This is a genomic window from Streptomyces sp. NPDC059477, from assembly GCF_042749375.1.
In the GTDB taxonomy this organism is placed as follows: domain Bacteria; phylum Actinomycetota; class Actinomycetes; order Streptomycetales; family Streptomycetaceae; genus Streptomyces.
In genome coordinates this window covers 1-24,491 of the sequence record NZ_JBHYUG010000118.1, presented here as the reverse complement: position 1 = coordinate 24,491, position 24,491 = coordinate 1, and the positions used below count along the sequence as shown (strand labels likewise).

19 protein-coding genes are annotated in these 24,491 nt (G+C 72.2%); 9 read left to right on the top strand and 10 right to left on the bottom strand.

The window, feature by feature from the left end; genetic code table 11:
- Positions 1-1,303 precede the first annotated feature (1,303 nt).
- From ACFXAZ_RS35595 to ACFXAZ_RS35580, 4 genes are all read right to left on the bottom strand, one after another.
- Positions 1,304-2,356 carry a substrate-binding domain-containing protein gene (locus tag ACFXAZ_RS35595; RefSeq protein ID WP_384599894.1) on the bottom strand — a complete coding sequence of 351 codons (1,053 nt, stop codon included), beginning with the start codon at positions 2,354-2,356 and terminating at the stop codon, positions 1,304-1,306.
- Between the two features lie 17 nt (positions 2,357-2,373).
- Positions 2,374-3,393, bottom strand: coding sequence for an ABC transporter permease (locus tag ACFXAZ_RS35590; protein WP_384599891.1), 1,020 nt, complete (start codon positions 3,391-3,393; stop codon positions 2,374-2,376).
- Positions 3,390-4,907 carry a sugar ABC transporter ATP-binding protein gene (locus ACFXAZ_RS35585; protein ID WP_384599888.1) on the bottom strand — a complete coding sequence of 506 codons (1,518 nt, stop codon included), beginning with the start codon at positions 4,905-4,907 and terminating at the stop codon, positions 3,390-3,392. Before ACFXAZ_RS35585 ends, ACFXAZ_RS35590 begins: the two co-directional genes overlap by 4 nt.
- 289 nt (positions 4,908-5,196) lie before the next feature.
- Entirely contained in the window at positions 5,197-6,378 is a 1,182-nt protein-coding gene (locus ACFXAZ_RS35580; protein ID WP_382686906.1) for an ROK family protein, read from the bottom strand.
- Positions 6,379-6,800: 422 nt separating this feature from the next.
- On the opposite strand from ACFXAZ_RS35580, the gene ACFXAZ_RS35575 reads away from it, so the two are divergent.
- Entirely contained in the window at positions 6,801-7,193 is a 393-nt protein-coding gene (locus tag ACFXAZ_RS35575) for a PaaI family thioesterase (protein ID WP_384599899.1), read from the top strand.
- Between the two features lie 203 nt (positions 7,194-7,396).
- Here the strand turns inward: ACFXAZ_RS35575 and ACFXAZ_RS35570 are convergent, their stop codons facing one another.
- The 4 genes from ACFXAZ_RS35570 to ACFXAZ_RS35555 all read right to left on the bottom strand — a co-directional run bounded on the left by ACFXAZ_RS35570 (position 7,397) and on the right by ACFXAZ_RS35555 (position 11,066).
- Entirely contained in the window at positions 7,397-8,074 is a 678-nt protein-coding gene (locus ACFXAZ_RS35570; protein WP_384599886.1) for a GntR family transcriptional regulator, read from the bottom strand.
- A 252-nt stretch (positions 8,075-8,326) separates the two neighbouring features.
- Positions 8,327-9,280 carry a beta-ketoacyl-ACP synthase III gene (locus tag ACFXAZ_RS35565; protein WP_384599883.1) on the bottom strand — a complete coding sequence of 318 codons (954 nt, stop codon included), beginning with the start codon at positions 9,278-9,280 and terminating at the stop codon, positions 8,327-8,329.
- 240 nt (positions 9,281-9,520) lie between these two features.
- Positions 9,521-9,655 (bottom strand): hypothetical protein, encoded by a 135-nt coding sequence (locus ACFXAZ_RS35560; protein WP_384599880.1) that lies wholly within the window; start codon positions 9,653-9,655, stop codon positions 9,521-9,523.
- Positions 9,624-11,066, bottom strand: a complete 1,443-nt coding sequence (locus tag ACFXAZ_RS35555; RefSeq protein ID WP_384599877.1) for an OFA family MFS transporter — start codon at positions 11,064-11,066, stop codon at positions 9,624-9,626. Before ACFXAZ_RS35555 ends, ACFXAZ_RS35560 begins: the two co-directional genes overlap by 32 nt.
- A gap of 440 nt (positions 11,067-11,506) precedes the next feature.
- Here ACFXAZ_RS35555 and ACFXAZ_RS35550 point away from each other — a divergent pair, with 440 nt between their 5' ends.
- The 5 genes from ACFXAZ_RS35550 to fdhD are packed head-to-tail and all read left to right on the top strand — an operon-like array spanning position 11,507 to position 17,975.
- Positions 11,507-12,478: a 2-dehydropantoate 2-reductase gene (locus tag ACFXAZ_RS35550; protein ID WP_384599874.1), complete on the top strand. Its 972-nt coding sequence runs from the start codon at positions 11,507-11,509 to the stop codon at positions 12,476-12,478.
- Positions 12,475-14,430, top strand: a complete 1,956-nt coding sequence (locus ACFXAZ_RS35545) for a molybdopterin oxidoreductase family protein (RefSeq protein WP_384599871.1) — start codon at positions 12,475-12,477, stop codon at positions 14,428-14,430. The genes ACFXAZ_RS35550 and ACFXAZ_RS35545 overlap by 4 nt, the downstream gene beginning before the upstream one ends.
- A gap of 5 nt (positions 14,431-14,435) precedes the next feature.
- Complete coding sequence (locus ACFXAZ_RS35540; RefSeq protein ID WP_384599868.1) at positions 14,436-16,262, top strand: NAD(P)H-dependent oxidoreductase subunit E; 1,827 nt, start codon at positions 14,436-14,438, stop codon at positions 16,260-16,262.
- Positions 16,259-17,119: a 2Fe-2S iron-sulfur cluster-binding protein gene (locus ACFXAZ_RS35535; protein ID WP_384599865.1), complete on the top strand. Its 861-nt coding sequence runs from the start codon at positions 16,259-16,261 to the stop codon at positions 17,117-17,119. Before ACFXAZ_RS35540 ends, ACFXAZ_RS35535 begins: the two co-directional genes overlap by 4 nt.
- A gap of 7 nt (positions 17,120-17,126) precedes the next feature.
- Positions 17,127-17,975: a formate dehydrogenase accessory sulfurtransferase FdhD gene (gene fdhD, locus ACFXAZ_RS35530; RefSeq protein ID WP_384599862.1), complete on the top strand. Its 849-nt coding sequence runs from the start codon at positions 17,127-17,129 to the stop codon at positions 17,973-17,975.
- Between the two features lie 572 nt (positions 17,976-18,547).
- On the opposite strand, the gene ACFXAZ_RS35525 is transcribed toward fdhD, so the two are convergent.
- Entirely contained in the window at positions 18,548-19,012 is a 465-nt protein-coding gene (locus ACFXAZ_RS35525) for a MarR family winged helix-turn-helix transcriptional regulator (RefSeq protein ID WP_384599859.1), read from the bottom strand.
- A gap of 178 nt (positions 19,013-19,190) precedes the next feature.
- On the opposite strand from ACFXAZ_RS35525, the gene ACFXAZ_RS35520 reads away from it, so the two are divergent.
- Together ACFXAZ_RS35520 and ACFXAZ_RS35515 are read left to right on the top strand one after the other, a co-directional pair.
- Positions 19,191-21,053: an exo-alpha-sialidase gene (locus ACFXAZ_RS35520; protein WP_384599856.1), complete on the top strand. Its 1,863-nt coding sequence runs from the start codon at positions 19,191-19,193 to the stop codon at positions 21,051-21,053.
- A gap of 11 nt (positions 21,054-21,064) precedes the next feature.
- Positions 21,065-22,315 (top strand): DUF4185 domain-containing protein, encoded by a 1,251-nt coding sequence (locus ACFXAZ_RS35515; protein WP_384599853.1) that lies wholly within the window; start codon positions 21,065-21,067, stop codon positions 22,313-22,315.
- Here ACFXAZ_RS35515 and ACFXAZ_RS35510 read toward each other — a convergent pair.
- On the bottom strand, positions 22,251-23,270 hold the full coding sequence (locus tag ACFXAZ_RS35510) for a bile acid:sodium symporter family protein (RefSeq protein WP_384599896.1): 1,020 nt from the start codon (positions 23,268-23,270) through the stop codon (positions 22,251-22,253). The genes ACFXAZ_RS35515 and ACFXAZ_RS35510 overlap by 65 nt on opposite strands.
- Before the next feature lie 174 nt (positions 23,271-23,444).
- On the opposite strand from ACFXAZ_RS35510, the gene ACFXAZ_RS35505 reads away from it, so the two are divergent.
- A complete protein-coding gene (locus tag ACFXAZ_RS35505) occupies positions 23,445-24,308 on the top strand; it encodes a LysR substrate-binding domain-containing protein (RefSeq protein ID WP_384599850.1) in 864 nt (287 codons plus the stop codon).
- The last annotated feature ends 183 nt before the right edge of the window (positions 24,309-24,491 follow it).

The window sequence follows — 24,491 nt, the reverse complement described above, 5'->3', positions numbered from 1 at the left end:
GCCCGCGCGCGCCCCCCGCCGCCCGCCCGCGCCCCCGCCGCCCCGCCCCCGCGGGCGAGATCGCCCACCCCCCGCCCCCCCCCCGCGCGGGCGCCCCCCCCCCCGGGTCCCGGGCGGCTCCGGGGACGCCCTGGGGGATCGCCCCAGGAGATCGCCGGCCTCCGCCCTTGCGGACCACGAACCGTCCCTGAGGCGTCCCCCGTCCCGCCCCTGAGACCTGACCCGGAGGGTTTCCGGGTCACCGGCCGGGCCACTTGCGGTCACCGGCCGGGCCCTCCGGGGTGGCGGCGCCCGGAACGTTCCCGGGGCTCCTTTCCCGGGCTCCGGGGGTGGTGCCCCGGGTGGCCCCGAGGTCGCCCCCGGGGGCCCGGTGGTGGTGCCGAGGTCCCCCCGGGGGCCCGGTGGTGCCGAGGTGGCCCTCGGAACCCCGGCGGGCGGGGTGCCGAGGTGCCCCGGAGGTCGCCCTCGAAGCCCCGGCGGGTGGTGCCGGAATGCCCCGGAGGCGGCCCTGGAAGCCCTGGCGGGTAGTGCCCGACCGCTTCGGAGTCACCGTCCGGGTTTCCCCGGAGGCGTCGCCCGTACGACCGTCCCGGCGCCGCCCTGCGGATCACCGATCCGAGCGGACCCGGGCCGGACCCTGGCGGCATCCCCGGACCCGGGTCCGAGCGGTCACCCGGACTTCGGCCCCGGCGACGCCCCCGAACCCCGAGCCGGGTCCCGCCCGGACTCCGAGCCCAAAGCGCACCTACGGACGCCAAGCCCACGGCACGCCTCCCGGGCCCAGGACCGGACAGCACCCCGGCCCCAACCCGACCGGCACGCCCCGACCCGAAGCCGGACAACCGACCGGCGCACCCACGCCGCCCCCAGGACCGGGCGGGGAGAACTCCCAGACTCCCCGCCCGGCCCGTCCAGGGGGCCGGTGCCCGGCCCAGGGCCCGTCCGCCCCTCGTGTGCGGGCGGGCCCGGTCAATCGGCCCCGCAGGACCCGTCGTCCGGGTCACCCCGGCGTCGCGGGTCCCGTCGTCCGGATCACCCGGCATCGCAGAACCCACGACCCGGACCACCCCGGCGCCGCAAGTTCCGCCACCCGGATCACCCGGCATCACAGGCCCCGTCGTCCGAGTCACCCCGATGTCGCAGGACCCACCGCCCGGACCACCCGGCGCCGCAGGACCCGCCACCCGAGTCACCCCGGCGACGCGGGTCGCGGCCCGCGCCCCCGGCCTCGGCGGCGGCGGCGCAGACCCGACCCCGCCCCCGACCCCGGTCCCGGTCCCGGCGGTCGGCCGCCCCGTGGGCCCTACTTGAACCCGGTGGGCATGTACTGGTCGACGTTGGTCTTGTCGACCACGGCGGAGTACAGGGTCACGGACGCCGGGATCTCGAACTCGGCCATCCCGCCGACGCCCTTGCCCTGGCCGAGGGCGCGGGCGAGGTCGATGGCGGAGGCGGCCATGGTCGGCGGGTACAGCACCGTCGCCTTGAGCACACCGTTGTCCTGCTTGATCGCCTCGAACGCGGAGAGCGCCCCCGCGCCGCCGACCATCAGGAACTCGTCCCGCCCGGCCTGCTCGATGGCGCGCAGCGCGCCCACGCCCTGGTCGTCGTCGTGGTTCCACAGGGCGTCGAACTGCGACTGCGCCTGAAGCATCTGGGCCATCTTGGCCTGCCCGGACTCGACGGTGAAGTCGGCCGCCTGACGGGCCACCTTCTCGATGTTCGGGTAGTTCTTCAGGGCGTCGTCGAAGCCCTGCGTACGCTGCCGGGTCAGCTCCAGGGCGTCCACCCCGGCCAGCTCGATGACCTTGGCGTTCGCCTTGTCCTTGAGCCGCTCGCCGATGTAGTGCCCGGCGTTCAGGCCCATGCCGTAGTTGTCGCCGCCGATCCAGCAGCGGTACGCCTGCGGGGAGTTGAAGACCCGGTCGAGGTTGACCACCGGGATGCCGGCCTGCATGGCCGAGAGCCCGACCTGGGTGAGCGCCTTGCCGTCGGCGGGCAGGATGACCAGGACGTCGACCTTCTTGTTGATCAGCGTCTCGATCTGGCCGATCTGCGCGGCGGTGTCGTTGGAGCCCTCGGTGATCTCCAGCGTCACATCCTCGTACGTCGCGGCGCGGCTCTTGGCGTTCTCGTTGATCGCGTTGAGCCAGCCGTGGTCGGCCTGCGGGCCGGCGAAGCCGATGGTGACCGGCTTGCCGGGGCTGTCGGACGCGGCCGGGGCGTCGTTGGCGGCCGGGGCGTCGTCCGAGGACTCGTTGCTGGTACAGGCGGAGAGGAGGACACCGGCCCCGACAGCGGCGCTCCCGAAGAGCATGCCTCTGCGGCTGGTGAATCTTCCCGGGGTGTTCTGCATGGTGGGGAACCCTTTCCTCAAGTCGTGCTCGCGGTACGGCGCTGGACCAGCACGGCGGCGACGATGATCGCGCCCTTGGCGATCTGCTGGACGTCGCTCTGCAGGTTGTTCAGGGCGAAGATGTTGGTGATCGTGGTGAAGATCAGGACACCGAGCACCGAGCCGACGATCGTGCCCCGGCCGCCGCTGAGCAGCGTGCCGCCGATGATCGCCGCGGCGATGGCGTCGAGTTCGTAGAGATTGCCGTTGGTGTTCTGGCCCGAGCCGGCCAGGATGATCAGCAGGAACGCGGCGATGCCGCAGCACAGCCCGGACAGCAGGTACAGATACAGCCGCTGGCGGCGGACATCGATCCCGGCGAGCCGGGCGGCCTCCGCGTTGCCGCCGACGGCGACCGAACGGCGGCCGAACGTGGTCCGGTTGAGCACCAGCCAGCCGGCGATGGTGACCGCGGCGAAGACCAGCACCAGCGGCGGGATGCCCAGGATGTAGGCGTCGCGCTCACCGAGGTCCAGCACGCTGGGGACGGTGACGATCTGCGTCTTGCCGTCGGTGATCTGGAGCGCGAGTCCGCGCGCCGAGGCCAGCATGGCGAGGGTGGCGATGAACGGCACCATCCCGCCGTACGCGATCAGCACCCCGTTGACCAGGCCGCAGCCTACGCCGACGATCACCGCCGTGAACAGGATGCCGAAGAAACCGTACTCCTGGGTCGCCACCGTCGTCGCCCAGACCGAGGCGAGTGCCACGATCGCGCCGACGGACAGATCGATGCCGCCGGAGATGATGACGAAGGTCATCCCGACCACGACGACACCGATGATCGACGCCTGGGTCAGGACGAGCTGGAGATTACGGGTGTCGAGGAACTGATCGGGCTTGGTGATACCGCCGATCAGGATCAGCGCGGCGAGCACGCCGAGCAGCGACAGGGTGCGCACATCGGCGCGGAACAGCGTGGCGCTCCAGGCGGGGCGTCCGCTCACCGGCGGCGCCTTGTCGGTGCTCTCCCGCGGCGGGGAGACGGGCTGCGTCATGACGCCGGGCTTCCTTCCATCACTAGGTCGAGTACGCGGTGTTCGTCCAGCTCACGGGCGGGCGCGGTATGCACGACCCGGCCTTCCCTGAGCACCAGGACACGGTCGGCGAGGCCGAGCACCTCGGGCACCTCGCTGGACACGAGGAGGACGGCGAGGCCCTCGTCGGCCAGGCGGCGCACGACCGCGTACAACTCGGCGCGGGCGCCGACGTCGACACCGCGGGTGGGTTCGTCGAGCAGCAGGACCCGGCAGCCGCGCAGCAGCCAGCGGGCGAGTACGGCCTTTTGCTGGTTGCCACCGGACAGGGTGCGGATCGGCACCGAGGGGTTGTCGGGCCGCAGCGACAGCTCGCGGACGGCGGCTCGGGCTGCCTTGAACTCGGCGCCCCGGTCGATCCAGCCGACGGTGGCGAAGCGGGACATGGAGGAGACCGACACATTGCGGGTGACGGACTCCAGCATCAGCAGGCCCTGCGCCTTGCGTTCCTCGGGCGCGAGCCCGAGTCCGGCGCGCACGGCGGCGCGTACGCTGCCCGGCCGCAACACCTGGCCGTCGACCAGGACCTGACCGGCCGTCGCCTTGCGGGCCCCGTAGATGGTCTCCAGGATCTCGGAGCGGCCGGAGCCGACGAGTCCCGCGAGTCCGACGATCTCGCCGGGCCGCACGCTCAGGTCGAAGGGCTCGAACTCGCCCTGCCGGGCCAGCCCCCGCACCTGGAGCAGCGGCTCGCCGGACGGCGGTGCGGTGGGCCGCTCGGGGAAGACGTACTCGACGTTGCGGCCGGTCATCAGCGCCACGACGTCCTTGGTGGGCGTCGACTCGGCGGGCAGTCCGCCGGCCACCGCGCGGCCGTCCTTGAGGACGGTCACCCGGTCACCGATCCGGCGGATCTCCTCCAGGCGGTGCGAGATGTAGACGACGGCGACCCCGTCGGCGGTCAGATCGGCCACGATCCGGAAGAGGTTGTCCACCTCGTCGGGGTCGAGCGCGGCGGACGGCTCGTCCATCACGATCAGCCGTACGTCGTGGGACAACGCCCGTGCCATCGACACGATCTGCTTGTGCGCCGCCGACAACTCCCCCACCAGCCGGGCCGGATCGATCTCCGGGTGCCCGAGTCGCTTGAGGAGCTTGGCCGTCGAGGCGCGGGCGGTACCGCGTCGTACGACGAATCCGGCGGCCGTGGGTTCGTGGCCCAGGTGGACGTTCTCGGCGACGGACAGGTGTTCCACCAGGTCGAGTTCCTGGTAGATGGTGGCGATGCCGAGGCTCATGGCCGCGATCGGCGAGCGCAGGGTGACGGGCTCGCCGCGCCAGCTGATGGTGCCGCCGTCGGGCTGGTGGGCCCCGGCGAGCACTTTGATCAGGGTGGATTTGCCGGCCCCGTTCTGGCCGAGCAGGCAGTGCACTTCACCGGCGAGGACATCGAGGTCGACACCGTCGAGGGCCCGGACGCCGGGGAACGACTTGGTGATACCGGACATGCTGAGCAGCGGTGGTTCTGGTGCCATGTGGGTTCCCCTCGGCGGGCAAGCGGGCCGGTTACAGGGCATAACTGGATATAAATGGGCATAGCTAGAGCGAGAAAGGTGTGCGAAAAGGGCACATCACAGTGCGGCGGTGCGTGACGCCAAAGGTGCGGGCAGACTGCTGACACGAGTGACTTACGCGGACCGACCGTCAGCCGCGAGGGACACGGTCGACGTGAGAAGTTGCTGACGCGGGTGATTGCGAGTGAGCGTGCTTACGCGGGTGAGTACGAGTGAGCGTGCTTACGCGGATGATTGCGAGTGAGCGTGCTTACGCGGGTGAGTACAGGTGATCGCTGATCAGCCGGGCGGCGCCGATGACTCCGGCGGTGGGGCCGAGTTCACCGAGCACGATGGGCAGATTGCCGGTCGCCAGAGGCAGCGACTGGCGGTAGACCTGGGTGCGGATCGCGGCGAGCAGATTGTGGCCGAGGCCGGTCACTCCGCCGCCGATCACCACCAGACCCGGGTTGAAGAAGCTGACCAGGCCGGCGATGACCTGGCCGACGTGATTGCCGCCCTCCCTGATCAGATCGAGGGCGGTGGCGTCCCCCGCCGAGGCCGCGGCGGCGACATCGACGGCGCTGAGCGTGCCGTTCGCCTCCAGCCGGGCCGCGAGTTCCGGTGAGCGTCCCTGCTGGACCGCCTCCAGCGCGTCCCGCGCGAGCGCGGCACCGCTGAAGTGGGCCTCCAGGCACCCCCGGTTGCCACAGGCGCACGGACGTCCGTCGGGCACGGCCTGGATGTGCCCGATGTCGCCCGCGCTGCCCGTCGTACCGCGGTGGACATCACCGCCGACGACGATCCCGCAGCCGATACCGGTACCGATCTTGACGCAGAGGAAGTCACCCACGGAGCGTGCGACGCCCGCGTGCTGCTCCCCCATCGCCATCAGGTTCACGTCGTTGTCGACCATCACCGGGCAGCCGAGTTCCTGGCTGAGCGCCTCCCGTACGGGGAAGCCGTCCCAGCCCGGCATGATCGGGGGCGCCACGGGGACACCCTCGGGGAAGCGGACCGGTCCCGGTACGCCGATGCCGGCTCCGTCGAACCCTTCGACCAGCCCGGACGCCTTGAGTTTGGCGGCCATGGCCAGGGCTTGCTCGAAGACCGCGACGGGTCCCTCGCGCACCTCCATGGGCTGGTTGATGTGGCCCAGGATCTCCAGTTCGGCGTTGGTGACGGCGACGTCTATCGAGGTGGCGCCGATGTCGACGCCGAGGAAACGCAGCCCCGGGTTGAGCCGGATGTTGTGGGACCGTCGGCCACCGCGCGAGGCGGCGAGTCCGTCGGCCACCACCAGGCCGGTCTCCAGCAACCGGTCCACCTCGACCGCCAGCTTCGACCGGGAGAGGTCGATCTGGTCCCCGAGCTGGGCCCGGGAGTTGGGGCCGCCGTCGCGCAAGAGCTTCAGCAACCTGGCCTGATGGCCGTTAGCGGGTCGCGCCGTCATACGTCTCACGAACCCCTCCCCGCCTCGAATCGGCTGTCTCCGTCTGGCTTTCGAGGGGAACGTAGCAGTGGCTGCCGCGTTGGGGAAGAACTTGCGCAGAGATTGCCATTCACTTTTTCCACTGACAGGACAAAGAGAGGGTGAGGTGTCCGAGATGGGGCATTACCTCCCGGGTAATCGACGGAGGCGGCGGGGGCGGGGACAGTGAGGCGCCCCGGCTCCGCACCTCGGAGGTTCGCTTCGTCATGCCCGCCCGACCGACGATGTCCGACCAGCCCGACCAGCCCGACGCACCCGCGCACACCGCCACGCCCGGCACCGGCAAACCCGGCCATACCGCCGCCGCCGTAGCTGGCGCGGGCCCTACCACCGCCCACGGCCTCGCCGAGCCCACGCCCAGCACCCCGCCCGACCCGGGCGCCCTGCTCGCCGCCGTCCCCTTCGCCGCCGGTCTGGGTGTGACGCTCACGGAGGCGGGGCCGGACCGGGTGGTGGCTCGGCTCGGCTGGGCTCCCCGGCTGTGCACGCTCGGGGGCGCCCTGCACGGGGGCGCGCTGATGACCCTGGCCGACACGGCGGGCGCGGTCTGCGCGTTCCTGGCACTGCCGCCGGGCGCGGCGACCTCCACGGTGGAGTCGAGCACCCATTTCTTCCGCGCGGTCCGCTCGGGCACGGTCCGTGCCGTGGCCCGCCCGGTCCACGCGGGCCGCTCCTTCGTCGTCGTACAGACGGAGCTGTCCGACGACGAGGGGCGCGCGGTGGGCCGTACGACGCAGACGCAGGCGGTGCTGGAGCGTCGGCCGCCGGAGGCGTGAACGCGGTGGCGGTATGCATGGCACGCCGGGCCCCCACGGACGCGACACGCCGTGCCGGGCCGCGCCGTCATGGGAGCACGAAGCACCGACGGCCCGGCACCACGCCACGCCATTCAACACACGCCACGCCAGTCAACACACTCCGCGCCACGCAGAGCAGGGGGGCGCCGGGAACGAGCCCCGCGCCCCCGTGCCGACCCTCCCTAGTCGCGCGGGCGGGCGTGGTACGACTTGCGGGTGTGTTCGGTGTGGGCGCGCATGATGTGGGTGGCGCGCTGTTCGTCACGGGCGGTGATCGCCGCGATGAGTTCGCGGTGCTCGATCCAGGACTGGCGGCCCCGCTGGCGGGCGACCGGGGCGTAGTACCAGCGCACCCGGCGGTCGACCTGGTGGGCGAGTTCGGCGAGGACGGCGTTGCCGGCCAGCTCCATGACCTTGGCGTGGAAGCGGGCGTTGAGCAGCACGGCCGCGTCCACGTCGTCGGCGGACACGGCCCGCTCGCCCTCGGCGCACAGCTCCTCCAGCACGGCGACCCCGGCACTGGTGGTGTTGGCGGCGGCGAGCCGGGCGGCCTCGGCCTCCAGGAGCGTACGGACCGTCAGCAGCTGGTCGGCCTCCTCCTCGGTGGGCTCATGGACGAACGCGCCCTGGGCGGGGCGCAGATCGACCCACCCCTCGGTGTTCAGCCGCTGGAGCGCCTCCCGTACCGGTTGACGCGACACGCCGAGGTGACCGGCGAGTTCGCTCTCGACCAGATGCTGGCCGGGTTGGAGCGCGCGGGTGGTGATGAGTTCGAGCAGCGCCTCGTAGACGCGATCACGCAATGGGCCGGGGCGCTCCAGCTTGGGCACGGCCCCCTGCGGCAGTCCTGTCGACAGCATCGCGGTCCCCCTCCTCGGCAGGCACTGCACCAATGACAGCCGGGTTAACAGCCGGTGTGACTCAGCAAAGCGTCATGCCGCAAACCGTCATGACCTTGCAAAGTCAGTATCGATTGTCTTTCGTCTACAGTCTACGGCGCACAAATACCAGGGAATGAGGAAGTTGACCGCGTCACATGACACTTCGCCCCATGTCACAGCCGGTGCCGCCCGAACGTGCAATACGTCACGGCCTACGTCACCGGCCCTACCTCACGGGCAGCGGACGACCTGTCCGGCGTACGACAGATTGCCCCCGAACCCGAACAGCAGCACCGGGTCCCCGGAGGTGATCTCGCCCCGCTCGACCAGCTTGGACAGGGCCATCGGGATGCTCGCGGCGGAGGTGTTGCCGGAGACGGTGACATCCCGGGCGACGACGGCGTTGACGGCGCCGATCCGCGCGGCGAGCGGTTCGATGATCCGGAGATTGGCCTGGTGCAGGACGATGGCCGCGAGGTCGGCGGGGGTGAGCCCGGCGCGTTCGCAGGCGGCGCGGGCGAGCGGCGGCAGCTGGGTGGTGGCCCAGCGGTAGACGGCCTGGCCCTCCTGGGCGAACCGGGACGGGGTGCCCTCGATCCGTACGGCGTGTCCCATCTCCGGCACCGAGCCCCACAGCACCGGCCCGATGCCGGGCCGCTCACCGGCGGGGCCCTCGTCGGCCTCGACGACCGCGGCGCCGGCCCCGTCGCCGACCAGGACGCAGGTCGTGCGGTCGGTCCAGTCCGCGACGTCGGACATCTTGTCGGCGCCGATCACCAGGGCCCGCCGGGCGGCACCGGCCCGCAGGGTGTGGTCGGCGGTGGCGAGGGCGTGGGTGAAGCCGGCGCACACCACGTTGACGTCCATCGCGGCGGGCGAGGGGATGCCCAGCCGGGCGGCGACGCGGGCGGCCATGTTGGGCGAGCGGTCGATGGCGGTGGAGGTGGCGACCAGCACCAGATCGATGGCCTCGGGGCCGAGCCCGGCCGCGGCGAGCGCCTTGGCGGCGGCGTGCGCGGCGAGTTCGTCCACCGGCTCGTCGGGGCCCGCGATGTGCCGGGTGCGGATGCCGACCCGGCTGCGGATCCACTCGTCACTGGTGTCGACCAGGCCCGCCAGATCCTCGTTGGTGAGCACCTTGGCGGGCTGGTAGTGGCCGACTGCGGCGATGCGCGAGCCGTTCATGGCTGGTGGGCCCCCTCGGGTTCCGGGTAGCGGGATGCACCAGTCTGATCAGTGACTCACGGGTATCACGGCACGGGATGCCACAGGATTCGGCGGTCCGAGTTGTCGGCTTCGGTCAGCGCCCGGAGCGCCCCGCACGGCGTCCGCGCCCCCGCGCCCGAGGCCCGACCCGCCGGACAGCCGCGAGGCGCCACCCGTGGAGAGCCGGGCCGCCACCCGGACCGGCGGGCGGCCGGGCCGCTACCCGGTGAACAGCTGGCCGGCCTTCCGGACCAGCTCATAGATCCCGTACGCCAGCGGCGCCCCCACCCAGACCCAGGCGAGGACGATCAGCGGGCGGCGGTCAGGCGGACTCTGGCTGCTGTCGCCGGACATCGACGGCCTCCTTGCTGGTGGTGCCGGTGGCATCTGTGGTGCCGGTGGTGCTGGTGGCATCTGTGGTGCCGGTGGCTTCAGCGGCGTCGGTGATGCCGGTGGTTTCCACGGCGTCGGTGGCGTGGTGCCCGGCATGCACGGGACGGACCAGCTCATTGGCGACGAAGCCGATGGCCAGCAGCCCGATCATGATGAGGAACGACAGCCCGTACAGGGACGCGCCGGTCTTCCCGGCGGCCTCCTGCCGGTCGGCGATCCAGTTGACGATCAGCGGTCCGAGCACCCCGGCGGTGGACCAGGCGGTGAGCAGCCGGCCGTGGATGGCGCCGACCTGGTAGGTGCCGAACAAGTCCTTCAGATAGGCCGGGATCGTCGCGAACCCGCCGCCGTAGAAGGAGAGGATGACCAGCGCGCACAGGACGAGCAGCGGCTTGGAGGAGTCGCCGTACACCGCGATCAGGCCGTACATCACCGCACCCGCGCCGAGGTAGAGGCGGTAGATGTTCTTGCGGCCGATCAGGTCGGAGGCGGAGGACCAGCCGATGCGGCCGGCCATGTTCGCCGCCGACAGCAGCGCGACGAAGCCCGCGGCGGCCGTCACCGAGACGGGCGTCGAGGTGTCCGCGAAGAAGTCGGTGATCATGGGGGCGGCTTTTTCGAGAATGCCGATGCCCGCGGTCACGTTCATGCACAGGACGATCCACAGGCACCAGAACTGGGGGGTGCGGATCGCCTGGTTCGCGGAGATCCGTGGGCCGGCGGGGGCTGATCGGACATCTCCCCCACCTCCCCGCGCCCCCGGAACAGGCGCCGCGGGCACCCGTACCAGCAGGACACCCAGTGTCATGAACGCCGCGTACGCCACGCCGTGGATCAGGAACGCCAGGGCGATGCCGTCACCGCCGGTGCCGAAGGACTCCAGCATCCACGCGGACCACGGGGAGGCGATCAGCGCGCCGCCGCCGAAACCCATGATGGCGATGCCGGTGGCCATGCCGGGGCGGTCCGGGAACCACTTGATCAGCGTGGAGACGGGTGAGATGTAGCCGATGCCGAGGCCGATGCCGCCGACGAAGCCGTAGCCGAGGACGATCAGCCAGTACTGCTCGGTGGCCGCGCCCAGCGCGGAGAGCAGGAATCCGGACGAGAAGCAGACCAGGGCGACGGTCATCGCCCAGCGCGGCCCCTTGCGCTCGACCAAAGTGCCGCCGAACGCGGCGGACAGGCCGAGCATCACGATGCCGAGCTGGAAGGGCAGCGCGCTCTGGGTGCCGCTGAGGCCGAGCGCGGATTCGAGCGGGGGCTTGAACACGCTCCAGGCGTAGGCCTGGCCGATGGAGAGATGGACGGAGAGCGCTGCGGGGGGAACGAGCCAGCGGCTCCAGCCCGCGGGAGCGATGGGGGGACTCATGATCCGGCACGCTAGGGACGGGCCGGGGGTGTTGCCCAGCGGGGCGTGGGCCGTGTGCGATGAGCGGTACGCACCGCGCGCCGAACGGTCACCGAATCGAACAGCGCACGAACAGCGCACCGAACAGGCCCGGTACGCAGACCCGATGAACGGACCGGTGCGCGCGGGCCCGGCGAGCAGCACACCGGCGCGGCGAACAGGCCGACACGCACGCCCGGCGAACAGACCGACACACAGACCGACACACAGAGCGGTGAACGGACCGGTGAACAGGCCGACGCAGAGACTCGTTGCGCAGACCCTTGTCGGCCCAACTTCCATACTGTAGACAATATTCCGTCGACATGCTCTCGGCGTGCTCTCGACATGCTCGGTCCCGACCCCAGGGTCTCTCTTCGACCACCTCCGCGGTATCCCTCAAACCGAACGGAGTTGTCCTTGTGAAAGTCGCAGTTCTCGGTGCCGGTGCGATCGGCGCCTATGTCGGTGCCGCGCTCCACCGCGCGGGCGCCGATGTGCATCTCGTGGCCCGTGGACCGCATCTCGCGGCCATGAGGCAGCACGGCGTCAGGGTGCTCAGCCCGCGCGGCGACTTCGTCGCGCGGCCCCATGCCACCGACGACCCGGCCGAGATCGGCCCGGTCGATTTCGTCCTCCTGGGCCTGAAGGCCAATTCGTACGCGGCGTGCGGGCCGCTGATCGATCCCCTGCTGCACGACCGGACGGCGGTGATCGCCGCCCAGAACGGCATCCCGTGGTGGTACTTCCACCGCCACGGCGGGCCCTACGACGGCCACCGGATCGAGAGCGTCGACCCGGGCGGCTCGGTCAGCGCGGTCCTCGCCCCCGAACGGGCCATCGGCTGTGTGGTGTACGCGGCCACCGAACTCGAAGGACCGGGCGTCGTACGGCATCTGGAGGGCACCCGGTTCTCCATCGGCGAGCCCGATCGCAGTGTGTCGCCCCGCTGTCTGGACTTCAGCGAGGCCATGAAGACCGGCGGGCTGAAGTGCCCGGTCGAACCGGATCTGCGCAACGACATCTGGCTGAAGCTGCTCGGCAACATCTCCTTCAACCCGATCAGCGCGCTGGCCCGCGCCACCATGCGGCAGATGTGCCTGCACGGCGGCACCCGCAAGGTCATCGAGATCATGATGACCGAGACGCTCTCGGTCGCCGACGCCCTCGGCTGCGAGGTCGGGATCTCCATCGAACGCCGGCTGGCGGGCGCGGAGAAGGTCGGCGACCACCGCACCTCCACGCTCCAGGACCTGGAGCGCGGCAAGCCGCTGGAACTGGACGTGCTGCTCGCGGCCGTCGTGGAACTGGCGGAGATCACCGGCGTGGAGGTGCCCACCCTGCGCACCGTGCACGCCATCTCGGACCTGCTCGCCCTGAGGAGCGCCGCATGAGCGATGCGCCACGCCCGTCCCGCCGCGACCGCGACCGCGGCCGGCAGCCGAAGACCTACACCCGCCTCACCCACCCCCTCGTGCGCGACTCGCGCGACGAGCCCTTCCGGCAGGCGACCTGGGAGGAGGCGCTGGAGCGCGCGGCGCGGGGCCTGGCCCGGCACCGCGGCGCCTTCGGGATGTTCTCCTGCGCCCGCGCCACCAACGAGATGAACTACGTGGCGCAGAAGTTCGCCCGGGTCGTCATGGGCACCAACAACGTCGACTCCTGCAACCGCACCTGTCACGCCCCGAGCGTGGCGGGCCTGTCGGCGGCGTTCGGCTCCGGCGGCGGAACCTCCTCGTACGAGGAGATCGAGGACACCGACGTCATCGTGATGTGGGGGTCCAACGCCCGCTTCGCGCACCCGATCTTCTTCCAGCACGTGCTGAAGGGGATCCACCACGGCGCCCGGATGTACGCCGTCGATCCGCGCCGCACCTCCACCGCCGAGTGGGCGGAGAGCTGGCTCGGGCTGAACGTCGGCACGGACATCCCGATGGCGCACGCGATCGGCCGGGAGATCATCCACGCGGGCCTGGCCAACGAGGCGTTCATCGAGCGGGCGACGTCCGGCTTCGAGGAGTACAAGGCGCTGGTCGAGCCGTGGACGCTGTCGCTGGCCGAGAAGGTGACCGGTGTCCCCGCGCAGGCGATCCGGGAGCTGGCGCACGCCTACGCCCGCGCCGAGCGGGCCCAGCTGTGCTGGACGCTGGGCATCACCGAGCACCACAACGGCACGGACAATGTGCGCGCGCTGATCAATCTGTCGCTGCTGACCGGGCACGTGGGCCGGATCGGCTCCGGGCTCCAGCCGCTGCGCGGGCAGAACAACGTGCAGGGCGGCGGCGACATGGGGGCGATCCCCAACCGGCTGCCCGGCTTCCAGGACATCCTCGATCCGGACAGCCGGCTGAAGTTCGAGAGCGCCTGGGACACCGTCATCCAGCCGCACTACGGGATGACCCTCACCGAGATGTTCGAGGCGATGGAGGAGGGCGCGCTCAAGGCGGTCTACTGCATCGGTGAGAACCCGGCCCAGTCGGAGGCGGACAGCGAGCAGGCCGTGCGCCGGATGGGGATGCTGGACTTCCTGGTGGTCCAGGACATCTTCCTCACCAAGACCGCCCAGCTCGCCGATGTGGTGCTACCGGCCACCGCCGGGTGGGCGGAGACCGACGGCACCACCACCAACAGCGAGCGCCGGGTGCAGCGGGTGCGCCGCGCGGTCACCCCGCCCGGTGAGGCCCGCGAGGACATCGACATCCTGTGCGACCTGGCGTCGCGGCTCGGTCACGACTGGAAGTACGCGAACGCGGAGGCGGTCTGGAACGAGCTGCGCTCGGTGTCCCCGGACCACTACGGGATGACGTACGACCGGCTGGCCGAGCACCAGGGCATCCAGTGGCCCTGCCCCAGCACCGAGCGGCTGGAGCCGACGTATCTGCACGGCAGGCTGTGGGAGTCCGATCCGGCCCGGCGGGGGCGGCTCGCACCGTTCGGGATCGTCCAGCACGATCCGCCCGTCGATCTCACCGACGAGGACTTCCCGATCCGGCTCACCACCGGGCGGCGTCTGGACTCCTACAACACCGGGGTGCAGAGCGGCAGTTTCGCCTCTCCGCTGCGGCGCGGCGAGTACATCGAGCTGTGCCCGGAGGACGCCGAGCGGTACGGGGTCGTGGTGGGCGAGGAGATCCAGGTCTCCTCGCGGCGCGGGGCGGTGGTCGCGCCGGTCTGGGTGGACCCGGCGCTGCGGCCCGGTCTGGCGTTCATGACCATGCACTTTCCCGACGAGGTGGACACCAACCAGCTGACGATCGAGGCGAACTGCCCGATCGCGGGAACGGCGGAGTTCAAGGCGTCGGCGATCCGCATCGAGAAGCTCCCCGTCGCGACCATCGTGAGGTGACGTAAGTGGATCTGCACTTCGGCGACAGCAAGCCGACGGACGAGGAACGGGCGGCGGTGGACGCGCTGCTCGGTCCGCCGGAGTCCTCGTGGGAGGGGGCCGACCGTTCCGACGCCGACCTGCGGTGGGCACGCGGCGGGCGGGAGGCCCGGGACCGCCGTGATCTGCTGTTGCCGGGGCTGCACGCGATCAACGACCGGGTGGGCTGGATCAGCGACGGCGCCCTGGACTATCTGTGCCGCCGGCTGACCGTACCCCCGGCGGAGGCGTACGGGGTGGCCACCTTCTACGCCATGTTCTCGGTCCGGCCGCGCCCGGCGACCGTGCTGCACGTGTGCACGGACCTGGCGTGCGCGGCGGCCGGGGCGCCCGAGCTGTGCGCGGGGATCGAAGCACGGCTCGGGCAGCCCGGCTCCGGCGTCCATGTCGAGCACAGCCCGTGCCTGGGCCTGTGCGAACGGGCCCCGGCCGCGCTCGCGATCCGGGCGGGCGACCCGGTCCGTACGGCCGTCTCCGCGCCGGCCACCGTGGAGACGGCCGTACTCGCCGCGACCGCGCCCGACTCGGCGCCGCCGGAGCCCCCGGCCGCGCTCGCGGTCCCGCAGGCGGGGTCGCCGGAGCTGGTGCTGCTGCGCAGGGTCGGGGTGGTGGACCCGGCGTCGCTCGACGACTACCGGGCGTACGGCGGGTACGCGGCGCTGCGCCAGGCGTTCCGGCTGGGGCCCGCCGGGGTGATCCGGGAGGTCACCGACTCGGGTCTGGTCGGGCGGGGCGGCGCCGCCTTCCCGACCGGCCGCAAGTGGCAGGCCACGGCGTCCCAGCCGGACCATCCGCACTACGTCGTGTGCAACGCCGACGAATCCGAGCCCGGCACCTTCAAGGACCGGGTGATCATGGAGGGCGACCCGTACGCCCTGATCGAGTCCATGACCATCGCCGCCTACGCGACCGGCGCACACCTCGGCTATCTGTATCTGCGCGGCGAGTATCCGCGCGCGCTGGCCCGGCTGGAGCACGCGATCTCGCAGGCGCGGGCCCGGGGGCTGCTCGGTGACGACATCCTCGGCCAGGGCTACGCCTTCGACATCGAGATCCGGCGCGGGGCGGGCGCCTACATCTGCGGCGAGGAGACGGCCCTGTTCAACTCCATCGAGGGCTACCGGGGCGAGCCGCGCTCCAAGCCGCCCTTCCCGGTGGAGAAGGGCCTGTTCGGCAAGCCGACCGTGGAGAACAACGTCGAGACGCTGGTGAACGTCCTGCCGATCCTGACCATGGGCGGCCAGGCGTACGCGGCGGTCGGCACCGGCCGTTCCACCGGCCCCAAGCTGTTCTGTGTCGCGGGCAGCGTCGAGCGGCCCGGCATCTACGAGCTGCCGTTCGGCGCGACGCTGGGCGAGCTGCTGGAGCTGGCCGGGGTCCGTGAGGGGCTGCGGGCGGTGCTGCTCGGCGGTGCGGCGGGCGGGTTCGTCCGGCCGGACGAGACGGACATCCCGCTGACCTTCGAGGGAACCCGCGAGGCGGGCACGACGCTGGGCTCGGGGGTGGTGCTGGCCTTCGACGGGACGGTGCCGCTGCCCCGGCTGCTGCTGCGGATCGCCGAGTTCTTCCGCGACGAGTCGTGCGGGCAGTGCGTGCCGTGCCGGGTCGGGACGGTCCGGCAGGAGGAGGCGCTGGGCCGGATCGTGGCGCGGACCGGCGCCGACGCGGCCGGGGACATCGCGCTGCTGCGCGAGGTGGGCCGCGCGATGCGGGACGCCTCGATCTGCGGTCTGGGGCAGACCGCGTGGAACGCCGTGGAATCCGCCATCGACCGTCTGGGGGCGTACGAATGACCATGATCGAGCTGGGGATCCCGCGCCGGCTGCTGGAGTTCACCATCGACGGGGAGCCGGTGCGGGCGCCGGAGGGGGCCACGATCCTGGACGCCTGCCGCGCCGCCGGGAAGGACATCCCGACCCTGTGCTACGGCGACACGCTCACCCCGAAGAACGCGTGCCGGGTGTGTGTGGTGGAGGTCGAGGGCGCCCGGACACTGGTCCCGGCCTGCTCGCGCAAGGCGGAGCCGGGCATGGAGGTCCGTACCGGCACCGAGCGGGCGCGGCACAGCCGGAAGATCGTGATCGAGCTGCTGGCGTCGTCCGTGGATCTGTCGACCACGCCGGAGATCGCCGGGTGGATCAAGGAGTACGAGGCGAAACCGGACCGGTTCGGGCCGGACGCGGCCCGCATGGACGAGGATCCGAAGGTCGACAACGACCTGTATGTGCGCGATTACGACAAGTGCATCCTGTGCTACAAGTGCGTCGACGCGTGCGGTGACCAGTGGCAGAACTCGTTCGCGATCTCGGTGGCGGGCCGTGGTTTCGACGCCCGGATCGCGGTGGAGCACGACGCTCCGCTGACCGATTCGGCGTGTGTGTACTGCGGGAACTGCATCGAGGTGTGCCCGACCGGGGCGCTGTCCTTCAAGTCGGAGTTCGACATGCGGGCGGCGGGGACCTGGGCGCAGGAGCGGCAGACGGAGACGACCACGGTGTGCGCGTACTGCGGCGTGGGATGCAACCTCACGCTGCACGTGCAGGACAATGGGATCGTGAAGGTGACCTCTCCGCACGACAATCCGGTGACCCACGGAAATCTCTGCATCAAGGGCCGCTTCGGCTATCAGCACGTACAGAACCGGGACTGATCAGGACATGGGACGAGTCACGGAACGACGCAAGGTGCTCCGCATCCGGGACGGGGCGGTTTCGTCCCGCCCGGACACGCTGGTCGCCGAGGAACCACTGGAGATCCGGCTCAACGGCAAGCCGCTCGCGATCACCATGCGCACCCCGGGCGACGATTTCGCGCTCGCCGCCGGGTTCCTGGTGAGCGAGGGCGTCCTCGCCCATCAGGCGGACCTCCGGAACATCGTGTACTGCGCCGGGGCGACGGCGGACGGCTCGAACACGTACAACGTGGTGGACGTGAGCACCGCCCCCGGGGTGGTGATCCCGGACATCACGCTGGAGCGCAACGTCTACACGACGTCGTCGTGCGGCCTGTGCGGCAAGGCGAGCCTGGACGCGGTGCGCACGACCACGCGCCATCCGATCTCCGACACTCCCCCGGTCCGGGTCGAGCCCGAACTGCTCGCGGGCCTCCCCGACCGGCTGCGCGCGGCGCAACGGGTCTTCGACCGGACCGGGGGCCTGCACGCGGCGGCGCTGTTCAGCGAGGACGGCGAGCTGCTGGACGTGCGGGAGGACGTGGGCCGGCACAACGCGGTCGACAAGCTGGTCGGCCGTGCCTTGCAGAGCGGCGCCCTGCCGCTGTCCCGGGCGCTCCTGCTGGTCTCCGGGCGGGCCTCCTTCGAGCTGGCGCAGAAGGCGGTCATGGCCGGGATACCGGTCCTGGCGGCGGTCTCGGCGCCCTCGTCCCTCGCCGTGGACCTGGCGGCGGAGACGGGGCTGACGCTGGTGGGCTTCCTGCGGGGCAACTCCATGAACGTGTACGCGGGAGAGGACCGGATCGCCCTGCGGGCCCCGGCCACACAGGGCTGACCACGGCTCTCCGCGACACGGCGGCGGGGCCCCGACCGGCGGGGAGCGCCCCCTGCGCCGCAGGGGCCCCGCCGCACCCCGCCGGGCCGACTTGCCGCCCGCCTCCGCAGGGTGGGTCCCCGGCCACCCCGCACGGTGGGTCTCCGGGCCACCCCGCACTGTGGGTCCCGGCCACCCCACGTGACGGGTCTGCGGCCACACCGCGCAGTCGGCCGCCGCCCACTCCGCGTGGGCAGCCCCCACCACCCCATGGCCGACCGCCGCACACCCCGCGCGACCAGTGCCGCTCACCCCGCGTAGCCGGTCTCCGAGCCACCCCGCATGGACGCCCGCCACTCGTGCCGCGCGGCCATCCCCTGCCCACCACCGCATGGCCGGCCGCCAACCAGCACCGCAGGCCCGACCGCCGGTCACCCCGGTTGAACGGCCTCCGCCCACCCCCCGCACACCCCGCGAAACCAGCTCCACCCACCACCACACGCCCGACCGCGGGACACCCCGGCTCAACGGCCCCCGCTCACCCGTCGCACACCCCCGCGAGGCCCCCCACGGCCGACCGCCGGTCACCCCGTTCACCCCTCCGTGAGCGAGATCCGTCCGAGCAGGTGTACGAACTGTTCCCGTTCGGCCGTCGTCAGGGGGGCCAGCAGGGTGTCGTTGGCCTCGCGGGTGAGGGCCTCGCAGCGGCGCAGCATGCGGTCGCCCTCCTCGGTGAGCGACACGGCGTTCTTGCGGCGGTCCCGGGGGTCGGGCTCGCGTACCACGAGACCGGCGGACTGCAACTCGTTGAGTATCCCCACCACGTCCTTGGGGTCCAGGCCCACGCCCCGGCCCACGTCCGCCTGGGCGACCGGGCCCAGGTCACGGACGGCGGAGAGCACGAGATGGTGCCAGGTCCGCATACCCTCGGCGGCCAGGGCCTGGGCGACCAGCGCCCGGCCGCGCGCGGCGGCCCGGCCCAGCAGCCAGCTGGGCAGCGAGCGGATCGCGGGGATCGCGGGGACCATGGGGATCACGGGGACACTGCCATCGGCCATGGCCACAGCGTAACCCGAAGTTGTTGGACTTCCCCATGATTATGTGTTAGTCATTGGGACCTCCCACGATACTGTTGGGACACCCAATAACTCAGGAGGCTGCCGACGCACACCTTCTCCCACGGCCCCGCAGCCCGTGGAGAGTCCGGATGTCCGAACGTATGAAGGGCTGTCGCCCATGCCTTGTGGCCTTCCCGCCCCCCTGAGAGGCGTCCTCGTCACGGTCGTCGCCTCGCTGGTGGCGGTCGTCACCCCGTCCCCCGCCTCCGCCGCCGCGGAGTTCGACCAGCGTGTGCTGTTCAAGGCGTCCCAGGACCCCGGATACGCCTGCTTCCGCATCCCCGCGATCGTCCGCACCACCCAGGGCACCCTCCTCGCCTTCGCCGAGGGCCGGGTCCTCAACTGCGGCGACGCCACGGACATCGACCTCGTCGTGAAACGCTCCACCGACGGCGGTCGCACCTGGGGCCCGCTCCAGGTGATCAGCGAGGGCGTCGGCGACACCCACGGCAACCCGGCGCCCCTGGTGGACCGGGAGACCGGCCGGATCCTGCTCGCCCAGACCTGGAACCCGGGCCGCACCGACAGCGCGAGCTGCGAGATCCCCTGCCCGCGCACCCCCTACCTCCAGTACAGCGACGACGACGGCCGCACCTGGTCCGCCCCGCGCGATCTGAGCGCCCAGATCCAGCCCGCCGGATGGAACTCCTGGTACGCGACCGGCCCGGTGCACGGCGTGCAGCTCGGCCAGGGCGCCCACGCCGGACGGCTGGTGTTCGGGGTGAACACCGAGACCTGGAGCGGCGGCCGGGTCACCGCCAACCACGCCGCGCTGATCGTCAGTGACGACGGCGGCGCCACCTGGCGGGTCGGCGCCACCGACTCCTGGCCGATCGCCGCCGACGGCAGCTACCGCCAGAAACCCTCCGAGCTGACCCTGGAGGAGCAGAGCGACGGCAGCCTCCTGGTGAACGCCCGGGAGCAGGACGGCACCGACCTCGGCCATCGCACCCAGGCCCTCAGCGCTGACGGCGGCACCACCTTCACCGGCCCCTTCAAGGACGTCCCCGATCTGTACGCGCCGCAGGTCCAGGGCTCGCTGCTGCGGCTCGGCGACCGGATGCTGCTGGCCGTCCCGGCCGACCCGGACCGCCGCCGCACCATGATGATCCGCTCCTCCTACGACGCCGGCCGCACCTGGGACAGCGTGGACCGGGGCACGGTCGTCACCCGCGACTGGGCGGGCTACTCCGACCTGGCCGACCTGGGCTCCGGCGCGGTGGGCCTGCTCTACGAGGCGGGCACGGTCGACGCCCGCGACGAGATCCGCTTCGCCCGCTTCACCGAGGACTGGCTCACCCCGCGCCGCGGCCCCGACCCCACCACCCCCGACCTGGCCCCGTCCGCCGCGCCGGCCGCGGTCCTCGGCGGCGCCGCCACCACCCCCGGCGTGTCGGGCGACGCCCTCGCCCTGGACGGCACCGACGACGCCGTACGGCTGCCCCACGACACCCGGCTGCCGCTCGGCACCAAGGATTTCACCGCCTCCCTGTGGTTCCGCTCCACCGCCACCAGCGGCGAGCAGCCGATGCTGTGGATGGGCGGGGTCGGCGTCAGTCAGCCGCAGGTCTGGCTGCGCGCCGAACCGGAGAACGACCGGGTGCGCGCCCTGATCACCACCCGCACCGGCACCACGTCCTGGCACTCGGCGTCCCTGAGCACCACGGGCGCCCACAACGACGGCGCCTGGCACCATGTGGCACTGCGCCGCGGCGGCGGACAGCTGACCCTGTTCCTGGACGGCACCCGGATCAGCACCGCGGACGTCACCGGCTCGGTCAGCCGCAACTCGCCCTTCGGCGTCCACATCGGCCAGCGCATGGACAGCCGGGCCCATTTCTCCGGCGCCCTGGACGACGTACGGGTGTACGACAAGGCGCTGACCGACGGTGAGCTGACCGCGCTGCGGCTGACCGGTGTCGCGCCGTACGCCACCCCGGTCCTGCATCTGCCCATGGACCGGATCACCCCGGGCGGCTAACGTCCACGCTCGTGCCCGACGATCGGCGACGACGAGCACGAGCGCACCCGGGGACCGGGGTCGGCGTCCTGCTGGCCCTGGTCCTCGCGGCCGTCCTGCTCACCGCCCTGCCCGACGACGACCCGCGCCCCGACCCGGGCGCCTGCCCGGCCCGTACGGTCACCGGCTGGTCCGGGGCCGACGGGCTGACCGGCGAGTTCGCCCGCTACGGCGACGACCCGGGCCGCGCCGACGACTGGACCGGCGGTGACGGCACCCACTCGGTGCGGCTGCCGGACGGACGGCTGCTGTGGCTGTTCTCCGACACCTTCCTCGGCCAGGTCCACGCCCCGCCCAACCCGGCGGGCGAGTCCCACGCCTGGCGGGACGCGAGCGCGCCGATGGTCCGCAACTCGGCCGTCGTGATGTCCGCCGACGGACGCCTCGAAGCGACCCTGGCCGCCCCGCTCTTCCCCGACCCGGCGCCGGACCGCTGGCGCTGGCCGGTCGCCGCCCGCGTCGAGCCCCGGGAGCCGGGCTCGGCCGAACGGGTCGTACGGGTGCTGCTGTGGGTGCGCACGGCCGGGGCGGCCCCGTGGATCTACGGGGTGCCCACCGCCACCGAGGTCGCCACGCTCTCGCTGCCCGGCCTGCGGGTGGAGTCGATCGGCACGGTGTTCGACCAGAGCCTGGTGCCGGACCCCTCCCGCCGGGTGCTGTTCGGGACCACGCTCGTCGAGGAGGACGGCTGGACGTACGTGTACGGCGGCGACGACGGACAGGCGGTGGCCCGCCCGGTGTCGTCGGCGTACGTGGCCCGGGTACCGGAAGGCCTGCTCGCGGACCCGGCGGCGTGGCGGTACTGGAACGGCTCGGCGTGGAGCGCGCGGGACGGGCCGCGCCCGGTGCTGGGCAACGAGCGGAACACCGGGGTGGGCAGCGCGTTCTCGGTGGTGCCCGACGGACAGACCTATGTGCTGTTCACCATGGCGGCGGGCACCGAAGGGCTGTCGGCGGTGACCTCGTACTGGGCCTGCTCCCCCACCGGGCCCTGGCACGGGCCCACCCGCGCCTTCACCGCGCCGCTGCCGGACACCGGGGTCGCCGCCTACAACCCGCAGGTCCATCCACGGGTGGACGGCGACGGCGGGCTCGTCCTCAGCTACGACGTCAACTGGCTGGAGTCCCTGGGCGCGGCCGGGCAGGCGGCGGGGCGGCTCAGTGCGAATGTGTCCCTGTACCGACCACGGTTCGTGACGCTGCGGCTGGCGGCTGCGGGGTGAGGACCGGGACCGGGAGCGGGTCGCGCGAGCGGCGCTTGGCGATGACCGCGCAGACCATGAGCTGCATCTGGTGGAAGAGCATCAGCGGCACCACGGCGAGCGCGGCCTCGGGGCCGAACAGCACGCTGGCCATGGGCAGCCCGGCGGCCAGCGACTTCTTGGACCCGGCGAACTGGATCGCGATCCGGTCCTCCCGGTTGAACCGCAGCGCCTTCGCGCCGTACCAGGTGACGGCCAGCATCACCGCGAGCAGCACCACTTCGACGGCCAGCAGTCCGGCCAGCTCGGAGGCGCTGATCCGCTGCCAGATGCCGTGCACCATGCCCTCGCTGAAGGCGGCGTAGACGACCAGCAGGATCGAGCCGCGGTCGATGAGGCCGAGGAACTTCTTGTGCCGGGTGACGAAACCGCCGATCCAGCGCCGCAGCAACTGCCCGGCGACGAACGGCACCAGCAGCTGCACCACGATCTCCAGCACCGAGCCGGCCGCGAACCCGCCCCCGCTGCCGCCCAGCAGCGACGCCGCCAGCAGCGGGGTGACGACGATGCCGAGCAGCGAGGAGAAGGAGCCCGCGCAGATCGCGGCGGGGATGTTGCCGCGCGCCATGGAGGTGAAGGCGATCGAGGACTGGACGGTGGAGGGGACCAGGGTGAGGAAGAGCAGACCCTGGTGGAGGGGGTCGGTCAGCAGCACCGGGACCAGCGCGCCGGACGCGAGACCCAGCAGTGGGAAGAGCACGAAGGTGCAGACCAGGACCGTGAGGTGCAGCCGCCAGTGCTTGAGGCCGTCGACGGCCTCGCGGGTGGACAGCCGGGTCCCGTAGAGGAAGAACAGCAGGGCGATGGCGCCGGTGGAGGCACCGTCCACCGCGGTGGCGGCGGCGTCCCGGGCGGGCAGCAGTGCGGCGAACCCCACCGTTGCCAGCATCAGCAGGATGTAGGGGTCGATCGGCATCCAGCCGGGCCAACGCAGGCGTCTCACGGTGCTCCACTGTGCTCGTACGTACTCGTGCGGTCCCTCACGTGCGGAGGCCGCGGGCCCCCCGCCCGATTCTGCTCCTCATCTCCTTGATCGGGAATCCCGCACACCACACTCACTGCCATCACGTTTCACGATAACCTCGGCGGTATGTACGACCCGTCTCAGTTGCGTACGTTCCTGGCGGTGGCCCAGGCGCTGAGCTTCACGCAGGCCGCGCGGCGGCTCGGGCTGCGTCAGTCGACCGTGAGCCAGCATGTGCGGCGGCTGGAGGACGCCACCGGCCGGCCGCTGTTCACCCGGGACACCCACTCGGTGGAGCTGACCGAGGACGGCGAGGCCATGCTGGGCTTTGCCCGCCGGATGCTGGAGGTGCAGGAGCAGGCGACCGCGTTCTTCACCGGCACCCGGGTGCGCGGGCGGCTGCGGTTCGGCGCGTCGGAGGACTTCGTGCTGACCCGGCTGCCGGAGATCCTGGAGCGCTTCCGGCACGACCACCCGGAGGTCGATCTGGAGCTGACGGTCGAACTGTCCGGCACGCTGCACGAGATGCTGGCCGCCGGAAAGCTGGACCTGGTCCTCGCCAAACGGCGGCGCGGCGACACCCAGGGCGAACCGGTCTGGCACGACCGGCTGGTGTGGATCGGCGGCGAACGGCTGCGGCTGGACCCGGAGCGCCCCGTACCGCTGATCGTGTACCCGCCGCCGGGCATCACCCGGGCGCTGGCCCTGGAAGCACTGGAGCGGCAGGGGCGCGAGTGGCGGATCGTGTGCACCAGCGGCAGCCTCAACGGCCTGATAGCGGCGGCCCGCGCCGGGCTCGGTGTGATGGCCCACTCCCGGGGCTTCATCCCGCCGGGGCTGGTCCGGGTGCCCGACCGGGCCGGGCTGCCGGAGCTGGGGCCGGTGGACTTCGTGGTGGTGCACGGGCGGCGCCGCCCGTCCTCGGCGGGCGCGGCGGACGCGCTGGCGGCGGCGATCGTGACGGCGGGGGCGGGGCTGCGGCGGCCGTGACGGGGCGGGCCTGCCGAACTGGCGGGCGCGGGTCTGCCGGACTGCCGGGCCGGGCCTGCCGGACTGGCGGGGAGGTCCCGCGTCCGCCAGCCCCGGGGACCGGGGGGGCCCCCCCCCGCGCGGGCCCGCCCCCCCCGGGGGGGCCCCCCCCCCCCGCCCCCCCCCGCGCCGGGGGGCACGGGA

Excerpts from the sequence above, each read along its gene's own strand:
- ACFXAZ_RS35595 (WP_384599894.1), bottom strand. The coding sequence starts at position 2,356 with ATGCAGAACACCCCGGGAAGATTCACCAGCCGCAGAGGCATGCTCTTC.
- ACFXAZ_RS35590 (WP_384599891.1), bottom strand. The coding sequence starts at position 3,393 with ATGACGCAGCCCGTCTCCCCGCCGCGGGAGAGCACCGACAAGGCGCCG.
- ACFXAZ_RS35585 (WP_384599888.1), bottom strand. The coding sequence starts at position 4,907 with ATGGCACCAGAACCACCGCTGCTCAGCATGTCCGGTATCACCAAGTCG.
- ACFXAZ_RS35580 (WP_382686906.1), bottom strand. The coding sequence starts at position 6,378 with ATGACGGCGCGACCCGCTAACGGCCATCAGGCCAGGTTGCTGAAGCTC.
- ACFXAZ_RS35570 (WP_384599886.1), bottom strand. The coding sequence starts at position 8,074 with ATGCTGTCGACAGGACTGCCGCAGGGGGCCGTGCCCAAGCTGGAGCGC.
- ACFXAZ_RS35565 (WP_384599883.1), bottom strand. The coding sequence starts at position 9,280 with ATGAACGGCTCGCGCATCGCCGCAGTCGGCCACTACCAGCCCGCCAAG.
- ACFXAZ_RS35560 (WP_384599880.1), bottom strand. The coding sequence starts at position 9,655 with ATGTCCGGCGACAGCAGCCAGAGTCCGCCTGACCGCCGCCCGCTGATC.
- ACFXAZ_RS35555 (WP_384599877.1), bottom strand. The coding sequence starts at position 11,066 with ATGAGTCCCCCCATCGCTCCCGCGGGCTGGAGCCGCTGGCTCGTTCCC.
- ACFXAZ_RS35545 (WP_384599871.1), top strand. The coding sequence starts at position 12,475 with ATGAGCGATGCGCCACGCCCGTCCCGCCGCGACCGCGACCGCGGCCGG.
- ACFXAZ_RS35535 (WP_384599865.1), top strand. The coding sequence starts at position 16,259 with ATGACCATGATCGAGCTGGGGATCCCGCGCCGGCTGCTGGAGTTCACC.
- fdhD (WP_384599862.1), top strand. The coding sequence starts at position 17,127 with ATGGGACGAGTCACGGAACGACGCAAGGTGCTCCGCATCCGGGACGGG.
- ACFXAZ_RS35525 (WP_384599859.1), bottom strand. The coding sequence starts at position 19,012 with ATGGCCGATGGCAGTGTCCCCGTGATCCCCATGGTCCCCGCGATCCCC.
- ACFXAZ_RS35520 (WP_384599856.1), top strand. The coding sequence starts at position 19,191 with ATGCCTTGTGGCCTTCCCGCCCCCCTGAGAGGCGTCCTCGTCACGGTC.
- ACFXAZ_RS35510 (WP_384599896.1), bottom strand. The coding sequence starts at position 23,270 with ATGCCGATCGACCCCTACATCCTGCTGATGCTGGCAACGGTGGGGTTC.
- ACFXAZ_RS35505 (WP_384599850.1), top strand. The coding sequence starts at position 23,445 with ATGTACGACCCGTCTCAGTTGCGTACGTTCCTGGCGGTGGCCCAGGCG.